Annotated in this window: 13 protein-coding genes; 11 read left to right on the top strand and 2 right to left on the bottom strand. The window is 68.3% G+C overall.

What is annotated here, in order from left to right:
- Window positions 1-19 precede the first annotated feature (19 nt).
- The 5 genes from ACLMAL_RS34945 (at window position 20) to ACLMAL_RS34925 (ending at window position 6,776) form a co-directional block, all read left to right on the top strand.
- Window positions 20-1,234: an MFS transporter gene (locus ACLMAL_RS34945; RefSeq protein ID WP_412002982.1), complete on the top strand. Its 1,215-nt coding sequence runs from the start codon at window positions 20-22 to the stop codon at window positions 1,232-1,234.
- A 20-nt stretch (window positions 1,235-1,254) separates the two neighbouring features.
- Window positions 1,255-2,256 carry an alpha/beta hydrolase family protein gene (locus ACLMAL_RS34940; protein ID WP_412002981.1) on the top strand — a complete coding sequence of 334 codons (1,002 nt, stop codon included), beginning with the start codon at window positions 1,255-1,257 and terminating at the stop codon, window positions 2,254-2,256.
- 83 nt (window positions 2,257-2,339) lie between these two features.
- Window positions 2,340-3,206, top strand: a complete 867-nt coding sequence (locus tag ACLMAL_RS34935) for an arylamine N-acetyltransferase family protein (RefSeq protein WP_412002980.1) — start codon at window positions 2,340-2,342, stop codon at window positions 3,204-3,206.
- Window positions 3,207-3,278: 72 nt separating this feature from the next.
- Window positions 3,279-5,030, top strand: coding sequence for a penicillin-binding transpeptidase domain-containing protein (locus tag ACLMAL_RS34930; protein ID WP_412002979.1), 1,752 nt, complete (start codon window positions 3,279-3,281; stop codon window positions 5,028-5,030).
- 153 nt (window positions 5,031-5,183) lie between these two features.
- Complete coding sequence (locus ACLMAL_RS34925) at window positions 5,184-6,776, top strand: protein kinase domain-containing protein (protein WP_412002978.1); 1,593 nt, start codon at window positions 5,184-5,186, stop codon at window positions 6,774-6,776.
- A 5-nt stretch (window positions 6,777-6,781) separates the two neighbouring features.
- Here the strand turns inward: ACLMAL_RS34925 and ACLMAL_RS34920 are convergent, their stop codons facing one another.
- On the bottom strand, window positions 6,782-7,636 hold the full coding sequence (locus ACLMAL_RS34920) for a helix-turn-helix transcriptional regulator (protein WP_412002977.1): 855 nt from the start codon (window positions 7,634-7,636) through the stop codon (window positions 6,782-6,784).
- 141 nt (window positions 7,637-7,777) lie between these two features.
- On the opposite strand from ACLMAL_RS34920, the gene ACLMAL_RS34915 reads away from it, so the two are divergent.
- The 6 genes from ACLMAL_RS34915 to hisH all read left to right on the top strand — a co-directional run bounded on the left by ACLMAL_RS34915 (window position 7,778) and on the right by hisH (window position 13,202).
- Window positions 7,778-8,818 carry an aldo/keto reductase gene (locus ACLMAL_RS34915; protein ID WP_412002976.1) on the top strand — a complete coding sequence of 347 codons (1,041 nt, stop codon included), beginning with the start codon at window positions 7,778-7,780 and terminating at the stop codon, window positions 8,816-8,818.
- Between the two features lie 40 nt (window positions 8,819-8,858).
- Entirely contained in the window at window positions 8,859-9,146 is a 288-nt protein-coding gene (locus tag ACLMAL_RS34910) for a putative quinol monooxygenase (RefSeq protein WP_412002975.1), read from the top strand.
- 295 nt (window positions 9,147-9,441) lie between these two features.
- Entirely contained in the window at window positions 9,442-10,779 is a 1,338-nt protein-coding gene (gene hisD, locus ACLMAL_RS34905) for a histidinol dehydrogenase (protein ID WP_412002974.1), read from the top strand.
- Window positions 10,776-11,909: a histidinol-phosphate transaminase gene (locus tag ACLMAL_RS34900; protein ID WP_412002973.1), complete on the top strand. Its 1,134-nt coding sequence runs from the start codon at window positions 10,776-10,778 to the stop codon at window positions 11,907-11,909. Before hisD ends, ACLMAL_RS34900 begins: the two co-directional genes overlap by 4 nt.
- A gap of 28 nt (window positions 11,910-11,937) precedes the next feature.
- Window positions 11,938-12,570 (top strand): imidazoleglycerol-phosphate dehydratase HisB, encoded by a 633-nt coding sequence (gene hisB / locus ACLMAL_RS34895; protein WP_406238014.1) that lies wholly within the window; start codon window positions 11,938-11,940, stop codon window positions 12,568-12,570.
- Window positions 12,567-13,202, top strand: coding sequence for an imidazole glycerol phosphate synthase subunit HisH (hisH, locus tag ACLMAL_RS34890; RefSeq protein WP_412002972.1), 636 nt, complete (start codon window positions 12,567-12,569; stop codon window positions 13,200-13,202). The genes hisB and hisH overlap by 4 nt, the downstream gene beginning before the upstream one ends.
- A 200-nt stretch (window positions 13,203-13,402) precedes the next feature.
- Here hisH and ACLMAL_RS34885 read toward each other — a convergent pair whose 3' ends face one another.
- Window positions 13,403-13,939: a nuclear transport factor 2 family protein gene (locus ACLMAL_RS34885; RefSeq protein ID WP_412002971.1), complete on the bottom strand. Its 537-nt coding sequence runs from the start codon at window positions 13,937-13,939 to the stop codon at window positions 13,403-13,405.
- Between the last annotated feature and the right edge of the window lie 135 nt (window positions 13,940-14,074).

The following is a 14,074-nucleotide window of genomic DNA, read 5'->3' as shown; positions in this document are numbered from 1 at the left end:
AGTCGAACTAGGAGATCGCATGACGGCAGTCGTGACTCGGCCACACGAGGCGGCCGGAAAAGACCGGGCACACCGCGCCATGATCTGGTTGGCGGCCTGGCCGGTGTTCGCGGTATTCATCCTGTCGAACGCGCCGACCCCGCTGTATGTCGTCTGGCAGCGCTCACTCGGCTTCTCCTCGGGCACCTTGACCGCGATATTCGCTTGCTACATCGTCGGCCTGCTCGGCGCACTGCTGGTGGCCGGTGTGGTGTCCGATCGCCTCGGCCGCAAGCCGGTGCTGCTGCCTGCACTCGCGCTCGCGATGCTCGCGTGCGTGCTCTTTGCCACGGCGACTTCGGTATTCGTGCTCGCGCTCGCCCGGCTGCTGACCGGGATCGGGGTGGGTGCCGCCGTCTCCGCCGGGATGGCGGCGGTCACCGATGTCGGCGGTCCGGAGCGCAAACGTCTTGCCGCACTGGCGGCGTCTGCGGCGATGGTTCTCGGCGCCGGGTTCGGGCCGTTGCTGGCCGGGGTGTTTTCGGAGACCTTGCCCGGCCCGACCGTCACCATTTTCGCCGTCGAGTTCGCGTTGCTGGTCTCGGCATCGGTGGTGGTCGCACGCTTGCGGTTGTCGAAGGGCGCGGGCGGGCACGGGGCGTGGATCCGGATTCCCGCGGTGGCGCCGGGCGGACGGACAGCGGTATTGCTCGGGATCGCTGTCTTCGCGCCCGGGATCACCGCGACGTCCTTCGTGCTGTCACTGGGCCCGTCGCTGCTGTCGAACCTGCTCGGGGCCACCAACCGGGTTGTCGCGGGCGGGCTGGCCTTCGTCATGTTCCTCGGCGCGACCGGCATCCAGTTCGCCGTGCGGCGCTTGCCGATTCGCACCATCATGGTCGGCAGTGCCGTCGCTACCACGGCGAGCATGATCGCGCTCACGGTGTCGGTGTCCACTGCGTCCATCGTGTTGTTCGGCATGGCCGCCGTGCTGGCCGGTCTCGGGCAGGGGATGGGGCAATTCGCCGGACTGACGGCGATCAGTGCCGCCGTGCCCGCCGCGCGGCTGGCCGAGGCGAACGCCGCCCAGAATGTCGGCGGCTATGTGCCTGCGGCGGTCCTGCCGCTCGCGGCGGGGTTCCTCAGCGACGCAATCGATTTGACCGGTGCGACTGCAGCCTTCGCGATGGTCGTGCTCACTGCCGCCGTCGCGGGTGGAATTCTTGTCGGTATTCGCGCCGTCGGACACCGATAGCGGCATGGCATCATGCGAGGATGACGCGCGGATACGGACTGGCTGCGGTGTGTTGTGCGGTGCTGAGTGTGCTCGCGGCGACCATTTCGGTCGCTCCGCCGGTGTCGGCGGAGCCGGAATGCCAGGTGCGAGTTGCGGTGCGGCCGATCACGCTGACCGTGGACGGTGAGGACGCGACCGGGCTGGTCTACGAGCCGTACCGGTGCGCGCCAGGTGATCTCGCGCCGCGGGGCCTGGTCACCGCCGTGCACGGGTACCGCGGTTCGGCCGCCGACCACGCGGGCTATCTGACCTCGATCGCGCAGCGCACCGCGACCCCGATCGTGTCGATGGATCTGCGCAGCGCGACCAGCGTATGGAAGCCCGGCGAATGGAACCTCTCGGCAGGCCGGCACGACATCGTTGCGGCAACCCAGTGGTACCGGAACGAGCATCCCTCGATTGCCCGCACCGTCCTCTGGGGCTGGAGCCAGGGCGGGATCATGAGCGGCCTTGCCGCGGCCAACGGCCCGCGTGGACTGTTCGACTACTGGGTCGACAATTACGGTCCGGCAGACGATTTCACGATGTGGCTGGCCTCGGCGGGAATTGACCCGAAGCTGCCCGCGCAGATCGAACGCGACGCGGGCGGCTGCCCGCCGACCACCTGTCCGCAGGCCTACTTCGAACGCTCGCCCGCCCTGCTGGCAGGCCGGATGGACATCGAGCGCGCGTTCCTGGTGCACGGCACCGGCGACGACGTGCTGCCGTACGCCACCAGCGTGGAGATGCGGGCCGGCCTGCTCGCCGCGGGCAAGCCGACCTCGATGTACACCATTGTCACCGGCCGCGACCTCAACGGCGCCGTGGTGCCCGGTGGCCACAGCATCGGCCCGGCGTTCTTCGAAGGCGGCTGCGTGGTCGAACGCCTGCTCACCGGAGCCGAGCCGACCGCGGGCCCGGACCGCGACTACATCGTGGACGTCGCGCACGGGCTTGTCACCGCCCCCGCCGCGCCGCCGAACGCGAAGTGCGCCGCCTGAGTCACGTGATTGCGGCACCGCGGAGGAACAGTTCCGGCAGCCGTGTGGTTGCCTCGATGAGACGGACACGAGGAAGAGGTGTGATGAGCAAGCCCGACGATCCCGCCTACCAGTGGAACGGCGACGAACTGGACCTGGACGCGTATCTGGCGCGCATCGGATTCGACGGTGACCGCAGTCCGACCCTCGCGACCTTGCGGGCGCTGGTCTACACGCACACCACCACGATCCCCTTCGAAAACCTGGAGATCGTCCTCGGCCGTGACATTCCGCTGGATCTGGAGTCGTTGCAGAACAAGATGATCCGGCAGCGCCGCGGCGGCTACTGCTACGAGAACGTCGCGCTGTTCGCGGCCGTGCTGGAGCGGCTCGGGTTCGGCGTCACCGGTCTCAGCGGCCGCGTGACCATGGGCGTCGATATCGGCCTACGGCCCGCCACCCACGCGCTGCTGCACGTGACGACCAGCGACGACGACCGGGTGTGGCTCTGCGATGTCGGATTCGGTTCCGGCCCGCTACAGCCCTACGAGCTGACCGAAGGTCGTGGTGAGTTCGCCCTCGGCGAGTGGCGATTCCGGTTGGAGCGCACCCGCGGCGAGCTGGACAGCGATCTGTGGGTGCTGCACCAGTTCGGCCGTGACGGCTGGATCACCCGCTACACCTTCACCCCGAACCCGCAGTACCGCATCGATTTCGCGGTGGGCAATCACTTCGTGTCGACCTCGCCGCGTTCGCCGTTCACCATGCGGCCGTTCGTGCAGCGGTTCCTCCCGGATGCCCATCACATCCTGGACGGCACCACCTGGACCGTAGAACGCCCGGACGGCTCGGGCGAAGTCCGGGAGCTGACACCCGGCGAACTGCCCAAGATCCTGTCGGAGATCTTCGACATCGACCTCGCCGACGTCGACGCAGCGGCGTTGGCCGACGGGCCCTGGCTCGCCGACTGACCAGCGGCCGGCGGCGCCTCGATGCCACGTGGCTACCCCGGCGTGCCGCCGCCGCCCGATACAGTCGGCTGGGTGCGCACCCACCGGAAGGTCCTCACCCTGTTTGCCGCGCCCGCCTTGGCGTTGACCGGCTGCAGTTCCGGCCCGGACCAGCCCGACACCGTCGCTGGACAATTCGCCGACGCGCTGAACCGCGACGATATCGCCGCCGCCGCGGCCATGACCGACGATCCGACGAAGGCCGCGGACGCGCTGAACGGGCTCTACGACGGACTCGGCAAAGAGGTGACCTTCGACGTCCGCTCGGTGGACAAGAACTCCTTCACCCTCGCCGCCACCTGGAAGTTCGGACCGGACGGCAAGAACATGTGGACCTATACCACCACCGGCGCCGCGAATGACACCGGCGACGGCTGGAAGGTCAAGTGGGACCCGACCGCTGTCGCGCCCGGCCTCGACATCGGTCCACTGGCCTACGAGCCGGTGTACCCCCGGCCTGCCCGGATCCTCGATACGTCCGGCGGCGAACTGCTGACCCAGCAGGTGGTGACGCTGGTGAACGTGAGCCCCGGCGCGGACACCGCCGCGATCGCCGCCATGGTCGGCCCGCTGGCTCCTGGCCTCACCGCGCACTCAATGCAGGCGGATCTCGCTGCGGCCCAAGGCAAGTCGATCACCGCAATCACCCTGCGCGCCACCGACATCGCGCCGATCCAGGCCGCGCTCGAGACTACCCGCGGCGTCACCCTCGCCCCGCAGACCCGGCTGCTGGCCAACGACAAGTCGCTGGCGTCGCCGACGCTGTCTGGCCTGGCCGAGCTCTGGCAGCAGCAGGTCGACGCGGCAACGGGCTGGGCGGTTCGCGTCCAGATTCCCGACGGCAGCAAGCGCCTCGCCGGTCAGGATCCGCAGCCGACCACCGACATCACGACCACCCTGAATATCGACCTCCAGCACGCCGCCGAGGACGCGCTCACGCCGATCGCACAGCCCGCCACGATCGTCGCGCTGCAACCGTCCACCGGCAATGTGCTCGCGGTCGCCCAGAACGCCGCCGCCGACGCGCAGGGCTCGATCGCGCTCACCGGTCTGTACCCGCCGGGCTCGACCTTCAAGACCGTCACGGTCTCGGCCGCGCTGCAAGCGGGGTCGGTCACGCCCGACTCCGTGCTGCCCTGCCCTGGCGTCGCGAATATCGAGGGCCGCCGGATTCCGAACGACGACAACTTCGATCTCGGTCAGGTGCCGCTGCACACCGCCTTCGCGCGCTCCTGCAATACCACCATGGGCGGCTTAGCGGTGAAGTTGCCAGCCGACGCGTTGACGAAAGCAGCCGCACAGCTCGGCCTCGGTGTCGACTACGTCACACCGGGACTGACCACCGTTACCGGTAAGGTGCCGCCCGCCGAAACCCCCGCGCAACGAGTCGAATCCGGTATCGGGCAGGGCCAGGTGACAGCCTCGCCGTTCGGGATGGCGTTGGTCGCGGCCGCGCTCGCCCGCGGTTCGGCGCCCGCGCCCGTACTGGTGAGAGGGCAGCCCGGCGTCGCGGACAAGACCGGGGAAACGCTGCCGACCACCGTCGATGACCAGGTGAAATCCATGATGCGCGAGACCATCACCGGTGGCACCGCCACTGCGCTGCGTGACATTCCAGGCCTGATCGGCAAGACCGGCACCGCGGAGTACATCGACGACAAGCATGCGCACGGCTGGTTCGTCGGTATCGACGGGGACCTGGCATTCGCCGTATTCGTCAGTGATGCGGGTAGTTCGGGCCCCGCGGTGGAGGCTGCGGGACGTATGCTGCGGGCACGGCGATAGTCATTGTCGTGGTGTGGGCGGCGGATATGTCCCCGCTGCCGCGTGCCCTGGTTTGCGGCCCGCTACACTCATCCCGGAAACGCGTGGGTGGTCAATACGCGGTATGTCACGATTTCGAGAAGGTTCGGAGTAGGCGTCATCGATACCGGTCAATTGATCGCGGAACACTACCGCCTGGTCGAGCGGATTGGTAGCGGCGGCACAGGTGTCGTCTGGCGTGCCATGGACGAACGGCTGCAGCGCTCGGTAGCGGTCAAGCAGATCCACATCCAGCCCAGCCTGCCTCCGGCGGACCGCGACGTCATGCGACAGCGAGCAATCCGCGAGGCGCGCAATGCGGCCCGATTCCAGCATCCGAACGCCATCGTGGTGTTCGACATCACCGAGCACGACGGCGACCCGTGTCTGGTGATGGAATACATGAATTCGCGCAGCCTGGCCGCGGTGATCTCCGCGCAGGGCATGCTGGCGCTCCCACAGGTCTCGCGGATGGGCGAGCAGGTGGCCTCGGCGCTGATCGCGGCGCATCAGGCGGGCATCGTGCACCGCGATGTCAAACCGGGCAATATCCTGCTCGACGACCACGGCACGGTGAAGATCACCGATTTCGGCATCTCGCGTGCCACCGGTGACGTCACGCTCACCGAGACCGGCTTGATCTGCGGCACCGCCGCCTATCTCGCCCCGGAATGCGCCCGCGGCGCCGACCCCACCCCGGCCTCGGACGTATTCGCCCTGGGCGCAACCCTTTTCCACGCGCTGGAGGGTGAACCGCCCTACGGTTCCAGCGCCAACCCGCTCGCGGTGCTGTACGCGGCCGCCAACGGCCAGGTGAGCGAGCCGCGGCACGCTGGCCCGGCCACCGATTTCCTGCTGCAGCTGCTGAGTCCGGAACCCGAGGACCGGCCCACCATGCGGGCCGCGCACGACCATCTCGCCGCGCTCGCGGACTCCGGTTCTACGCCGGTGCCCGCCGGATTCATTCCTGCCAGTGAGGCTTTCGGCAGGCGGAGGGTCGGTGAGCCCGAATCGGCCACCCGCGCGCTGCGCCCGTCGGTCAACGCGTCGACGCAGTATCCGCCCACCGAACGGCAAGCACGTCCGGCGCCGCCGCCACGAAACACCAGGCAGCCCAACACTGCCGCGCATCCGCGCACCGCGTCACATCCGCGCACGACAACGCAGCCGAGACCGGTGCCGCGCAAGTCGGGCGGCAAGCGCAAGGCGGTGCTGATCGGCGCGTCGGTGGGTGGGTTGGTCACGGTGGTCGCGCTCCTGATCGGTGCACTGTCCCAGGGCGGTGGCGGCACACCGTCGGGGCAGGCAAGCCCGCCGTCGTCCTCCGTGTCATCGGGCGCCAGTTCCACGACTGCTGCTGGCACGCCGGGGCAGACGAAGAGCGTCGGCCCGGCAGACTCGCGGCAATCCATCGATCAAGTGGTGGACTTCTACAACAACCTCACCTATCTGAGGTTCGCGGCTGCATGGAAACAGTTAACTCCCGCCGCCCAGCGGGTCTACGGCAGTCAGCCAGCTTTCCAGGATTACTGGACGCAGAATCGGGTCACGGGCTTCAACACTGTTGATGCGGCCGATGGTGGTACAGGCACCAACCCAGACGGTTCGGTGGAAGTCAATGTGGCCAGCGTGACCTATGCGGGCCAGAACAGGTCGGTGACGCTGCGGTTGATCAACCCTGGCAGCGGAACCCCACTCATCGACAGCAACACCAAGACAGCAGGCTGATCGGATCATCGCAGGCGGGAATGCGTGGAGCTCTCCCGCCACGTCGCCAACAGCTGCAACGCTGTCGCGCTGGCCGATTCCGCCTCGGTGGTGTGCATGACGAGGGCCTGATCCGGGTCGTCGGGCAGACGTAGCGTTTCGAAACCGAGATCCAGCCGTCCGACCACCGGGTGCAGATAGACGTAGCGGCCGTGGGTTTTGTCCCGGAGCTCGTGCTCGTCCCAATGTCTGCGGAACTCAGGGATGTCGCCGAGCTCCGCGAGCAGGGTGCCGATGCCCTTGTCGCCGGGATTGCGGGCCGCGTCCAACCGCAGGTAGGCAACGACGTCGGCGGCCTTGGCGGGCCAATCCTCGTAGAGCTCGCGCATACCCTCGTCGAGGAAGACCAGTCGGGCCAGGTTGCGTTCGCGGGGCGGTAGCGCGCCGAAGTCGGTGATGAGTGCCGCGGCAAGCGGATTCCAGGCCAGCACGTTGGTGCCGCGGCCGACCACATACGCGGGCACGTCGCCCGCGGCGTCGAGCAGTCTGCGCAGACCGGAGCGCACCCGCTGCTCGCCGGGTGGTTCTTCGCCCGACCACGGCCGCGCCAGCCGGTACAGATGTTCGCGTTCCACCTGGTTCAGCCGCAGCGCCTGGGCTACCGCGTCCAGTACCGACTCCGAAAAGTGCAGTGTGCGGCCCTGTTCCAGGCGCACATAGTGATCGACACTCACGCCGGCCAGCATCGCCAGTTCTTCGCGGCGCAGGCCGGGCACCCGGCGGCGGCTACCGTAGCCGGGCATCCCGACCTCCTCAGGACGCAGGCGCGCCCGCCGGGAACGCAGGAATTCGCCGAGTTCGGCGCGTCGATCCAGACTCACGATTCCAGTATTACCGTGCCGTTGCCCGCGAGGGTGGTCGTGGTGTGCCCAGGCTCGCGCGGCGCTGGTTACCGCCGTTGCGTTCGCCGAAAGTTGTTTTCACCGCCGGAACGGTTCCGGCACGGACTGGAGACAGACACCATGAACACCACTCGTCCCTTCGGCGATACGGGCATGAACCTCACTCCGCTCGGCTTCGGCACCTGGGTGATCGCAGGCTCCGGCTGGCAGTACTCGTGGGGCGCCACCGATGACGCCGACTCGATCGCCGCGATCCGGCATGCGATCGGCGCAGGTCTCAATTGGATCGACACCGCACCCGCGTACGGACTCGGCCATGCCGAGGACCTGGTCGGCAGCGCGCTCGCGGACATCCCCGAGGCCGAACGGCCCTACCTGTTCACCAAAACCGGCCTGATCTGGTCGGAAGGCGACGATCGCACCGGCCCGCCGCGCCGGATCATGCGGCCCGACACCGTGCGTGCGGAGCTGGAGGCCTCGCTGCGCCGGCTGCGCGTCGACCACATCGACCTCTATCAGGTGCACTGGCCCGACACCGGCGCGGTGTTCGTCTACGGCGCCGAGGGCGCGGCCGCGGGCCCGGCGACACCGTTGGCGGAGTACTGGCAGGTGATGGCCGACCTGAAGAAGGAAGGCAAGGTGCGCGCGATCGGGCTGTCCAACCACGACGCGGCGCAGCTCGAGGTCGCCGAAAGCATTGCCCACGTCGATGCGATCCAGCCGCCGTTCTCGGCGATCAACCGTTCGGCGGCACCGGAAATCGCCTGGGCACAGCAGCACGGCACCGGCGTGATCGTGTACTCGCCGCTGCAATCGGGGCTGCTCACCGGCGCGTTCACTGCGGAGCGGGCCCGCACCCTCGGCGCCGACGACTGGCGTTCGTCGCACCCGGACTTCACCACCGGTCTCACCGCCAACCTCGATCTCGTCGCGGCGCTGCGCCCGATCGCGGCACGGCACAGCGTCGGCGTGGCCGAGGTGGCCCTCGCCTGGGCGACCGCATGGCCGGGCGTGACCGGCGCGATCGTCGGTGCGCGCAACATCGCCCAGATCGACGGCTGGATCGGCGCGCGCGAGCTGACGCTGACCCCCGCAGAGCTCCAGGAAATCGCCACCGCGATCACCACTACCGGGGCGGGGACCGGCCCCGCACAGGCCTGACGAACACCGCCCACCCGCTCTATACCGAAAGAGAATCCTGATGAACCTGCACGTTGTCGCCGAATTCCGCGCCGCAGCCGGACTAGAGGACCGGCTGCGCACCGCCCTGGAAGCAATGATCGAGCCGTCGCTCGCCGAACCCGGCTGCCTCGGTTACCAGCCCTACACCGACCCCAACGATGCCGGCAGGATGGTTCTCGTCGAGGAATGGACCGGCTCCGATGCCCTCGACGAGCACTTCACCACACCGCATTTCTTCCACGTGCGCGACGTGCTCGCCGAAATCCTCGCCGAGCCGATGGTCATCAAGCGCCTCGTCACCACCTGATCGACCCCAGCGGCCCCGCCCCGGTTCCTCCGATGCGGTGCGGGGCTGTGGTGTCTTCCCGATTGCGAGCGCATCGATCTCGTCACGTGCCCGAGGCAGGTCCGCGTCCGGTCAGCCGGTCTGTCGAAGCCGCCACCGATCGACAGCGGCGACCTCGGCGATCGCCGGATAACGTGATCGGGGCGCGCGCTGTGGCGTGATCTGTCTCTATGCGGCGGTTAACCGGTGGCGACCGCCCGATAGGCTGGTAGCCGAACTCCAAGCATGACCAGCACAGACAGGACTGCACACCAAGATGACAAGCCGCATCGAGCTCGCCCGCGTTGATCTGCGCGGTCGCACTCCCTCCGCTGCCGAGCTGCGCACCGCGCTGCCGCGCGGAGGGGTCGACGTCGACTCGGTATTGCATCAGGTGCGGCCGGTGGTCGAGGCCATCCGTGACCGTGGTGTCTCGGCGGCACTGGAATTCAGCGAGATATTCGACGGCGTGATCCCGCCCGGCGTCCGGGTGCCCGCCGTCGAGCTCGACGCCGCGCTCGAAAACCTCGATCCGGCCGTGCGGGCCGCGCTCGAGGTCGCCATCGAACGCACCCGCACGGTGCACGCGGACCAGCGCCGCACCGACACCACCACCGAGGTCGTGCCGGGCGGCACCGTGACCGAGCGCTGGGTGCCGGTCGAGCGGGTCGGCCTGTATGTGCCGGGCGGCAATGCCGTTTACCCGTCCAGCGTCGTGATGAACGTGGTGCCCGCGCAGGCGGCGGGGGTCGAATCCCTTGTCGTCGCCTCACCGCCGCAGGAACAGTTCGGTGGACTGCCGCACCCGACCATCCTGGCGGCCGCGAAGCTGCTCGGTGTCGAGGAAGTGTGGGCCGTCGGCGGCGCACAGGCCGTCGCGCTGCTGACCTATGGCGGCAACGACACCGACGGTGCCCAGTTGGAGCCGGTCGACCTGATCACCGGCCCCGGCAATATCTACGTCACCGCGGCCAAGCGGTTGTGCCGCGGCCTGGTCGGGATCGACGCCGAGGCGGGCCCGACCGAGATTGCGATCCTGGCCGACGCCACCGCCGATCCGGTGCACGTGGCCGCCGATCTGATCAGCCAGGCCGAGCACGATGTGCTGGCGGCCAGCGTCCTCGTCACCGACAGCGCCGAGCTGGCCGACGCCGTCGATGCCGCGCTCAGCACGCAGCTGACGGTGGTCAAGCACGCGCACCGCGTCGCGGAGGCGTTGCGGGGCAAGCAGTCCGGCACCGTGCTCGTCGACGATATCGAGCAGGGCCTGCGTGTGGTGAATGCCTATGCGGCAGAACACCTCGAGATCCAGACCGCCGACGCTGCCGCCGTCGCGGCACGCGTGCGCAGTGCCGGAGCGATTTTCGTCGGCGCGTACGCGCCGGTCAGTCTCGGCGACTATTGCGCGGGCTCCAACCACGTGCTGCCGACGGCCGGATGTGCCAGGCACTCTTCGGGTTTGAGCGTGCAGACATTCCTGCGCGGCATCCACGTCGTCGAATACACCGAGACGGCGTTGAAGGATGTGGCCGGTCATGTGGTCGCGCTGGCCAATGCCGAGAATCTGCCCGCACACGGTCAGGCCGTGCAGGCGCGATTCGAGGCGCTGGCATGACACCGGACATCACCCTGCCCGGTTCCCGGGTGAGCCTGGAGGACCTGCCGCTGCGCGAGAACCTGCGCGGCAAGAAGCCTTACGGCGCACCGCAGTTGACGGTGCCCGTGCAGCTGAACACCAATGAGAACCCGCACCCGCCGAGCCGGGCGCTCATCGACGACGTCGCCGAATCCATTCGCGCCGCGGCCGCCGACCTGCACCGCTACCCGGACCGGGATGCGGTGGCATTGCGGTCGGATCTGGCCGCATATCTTCGCGGCCAGACCGGTGTCGCGGTGGACACGGCCAACGTCTGGGCGGCCAACGGCTCCAATGAGATCCTGCAGCAGCTGCTGCAGGCCTTCGGCGGGCCGGGCCGCAGCGCACTGGGTTTCGTGCCGTCGTACTCGATGCACCCGATCATCTCCGAGGGCATCGACACCGAATGGATCGAGGCCAAGCGCAACGCGGACTTCGCTCTCGACATCGACTACGCGCTGACCGTCATCGTCGAACGCTCGCCGAACGTGGTGTTCGTGACCAGCCCGAACAACCCCACCGGCCACAGCATTCCGCAGGACGATCTGGCGCGGATCCTCGACGCGGCGCCCGGCATCGTGGTGGTCGACGAGGCGTACGGCGAGTTCTCTGCCGCGCCCAGCGCGATCGGCCTGATCGACCGGTATCCCACCAAACTCGTGGTGACCAGGACGATGAGCAAGGCGTTCGCTTTCGCGGGCGGCAGGCTCGGCTACCTGGTCGCCGCGCCCGCGGTGATCGACGCGATGCTGCTGGTGCGGCTGCCCTACCACCTGTCGGTGGTGACCCAGGCCGCCGCGTGCGCGGCACTGCGGCATGCTGACGAAACCCTCGCCAGCGTCGCCGAATTGGCGGCCCAGCGGGACCGAGTCGCGGCGGCCCTGCGCGACCTCGGTTTCGACGTGATCCCCAGCGACGCCAACTTCCTGCTGTTCGGCCGGTTCACCGATGCCGCGAAGACCTGGCAGCGCTACTTGGACGAGGGCGTGCTGATCCGCGATGTCGGCATCCCCGGCTATCTGCGCACCACGATCGGTCTGGCCGCGGAGAACGACGAACTGCTGCGCGTCAGCGCCATGGTGGTCGGCACCGACCTGACGTCCCGATGAACAGCCCCCGAAGCGAATGGAAGTGAGCATGAGTAGGACAGCGCGGGTGGAGCGGATCACCAAGGAATCCAGCATTGTCGTCGAGCTGGATCTGGACGGAACCGGCAAGACCGAGATCTCCACCGGGGTCCCGTTTTACGACCACATGCTGACCGCCCTCGGTGCACATGCCAGCTTCGACCTGACCGTGCGCGCCGAAGGCGACATCGAGATCGAGGCGCACCACACGGTCGAGGACACCGCGATCGTGTTCGGCCAGGCCCTCGGCAAAGCGCTGGGCGACAAATCCGGCATCCGGCGCTTCGGTGATGCGTTCATTCCGATGGACGAGACGCTCGCGCACGCGGCGGTCGATGTGTCGGGACGGCCGTACTGTGTGCACACCGGGGAACCGGATCACCTGCTGCACGCGGTGATTCCCGGCTCGCCGGTGTCGAGCCGTGGCACTGCGGGTGCACCGTACTCCACGGTGCTCAACCGGCACGTCTTCGAGTCGATTGCCCTCAACGCCCGCATCGCGCTGCATGTGCGGGTGCTCTACGGTCGCGACCAGCATCACATCACCGAGGCCGAATTCAAGGCGGTGGCACGGGCTTTGCGCGCCGCCGTCGAGCTGGACCCGCGGGTGAGCGGTGTGCCGTCGACGAAGGGGACACTGTGACCAAGAGATCCGTTGTCCTACTCGACTACGGTTCGGGCAACCTGCACTCCGCCGAGCGCGCCCTGGTGCGTGCGGGCGCGCAGGTCGAGGTCACCGCGGACCCGGAGGCCGCGCTCGCCGCGGACGGTCTGGTCGTCCCCGGTGTCGGCGCCTACGCCGCCTGCATGGCGGGGCTGCGAGAGGTGCGCGGCGAGCGCATTATCGGCCAGCGCCTCGCCGGCGGTCGCCCGGTGCTCGGCATCTGCGTCGGCATGCAGATCCTGTTCGAGCGCGGCGTCGAATTCGGCGTCGAAACCGAGGGCTGCGCCGAATGGCCCGGTGTCGTCGAACGCCTGTCGGCCCCGGTCCTGCCGCACATGGGCTGGAACACTGTCTCCGCGCCGCGCGACAGCACCCTCTTTGCGGGTATGGACGCCGACACCCGCTTCTACTTCGTCCACTCCTATGCCGCCCAAACCTGGGACCTCCCGCCGAGCGAACATTTCGCCTCGCCCAAACTCACCTGGGCCGAGCACGGCGTGCCGTTTCTGGCGGCCGTCGAAAACGGACCACTTGCGGCGACCCAGTTCCACCCCGAGAAGTCCGGCGACGCGGGTGCACAACTGCTGCGCAACTGGGTGGACTCGCTGTAGATCCTGTACCTGTGTCCCCGGGCGACCATTCTGTTCGACGAGCGCGGCCGCTACTCGCCGGCCGAAATCGAGCGTGCCGCAACGGAGTTCCAGATCGGCGAGGGTTCCGGATAGCCGCGGCGGCGGCGGTGTTTGCGATCGCCGCCGCGCTCTGCTGCTATTGCGCGAAGGTGCGCGCCGCGGCGCACTGAATTCGATGGTTACGGGCGGGTGCCGGTAGACCAGATGGGCGTGGTCTCCACCCGTGACAGCCGCCAGCCCTCGCTGGTGCGGACCGCGTCGAAACGATAGATCTCGCCGAGGGTGTACTGCGGCTGCGGTGGGGTCTTCGCATCGGTGGGTGCCGGGGCGAAGGTGGCGATGAGGTTGGCTCGGACGCCTGCGGTCTCGCCCTCGAGGTCGATCATCACATTGCTGATGAAGTGCTGAATCCGCTTGTCGTCGGAGTGGTTTCGGCTGGCCTGCGCGATCAGCGCGTCCCGGCCTTCGGCCTTGCCGCCGGGAGTCTTCGCGGTGGCCTCGGTGGTGTAGATCCTGCGGAAGTCGTCGAAGCGGCCCTCGTCCAGGGCGCGGCCCAGTTGGTCGACCAGGGCGGTGATCTGGTTGCGGTCCACCAGTTCTCGCAGCTCACGCTGTGTCGGCTTGTCGTCGGTTGCGTCGGCTTTCGTCGTGCAGGCGGCGGCGAGCACGGCCAGCGGAAGGGCGGCAACGGCCAAGGCGATACGGATCTTGTTCATGGGTGGAACCCTAAGTTTGTAGGTGTCTGGGGTTGGTGCCCTGGATGCCCAGAGCGGTGGGGTGTAGCTGATGGGTGTTTGCCTCTTTCGAGGCTCGGAAGGACTTGCTGCCCCACCGCGCTGGACGCTCCGGCT

This window comes from Nocardia sp. CWNU-33, assembly GCF_046764895.1.
Lineage (GTDB): Bacteria > Actinomycetota > Actinomycetes > Mycobacteriales > Mycobacteriaceae > Nocardia.
The sequence above is the reverse complement of the archived record's forward strand: the minus strand, read 5'-3'. Positions and strand labels throughout refer to the sequence as shown.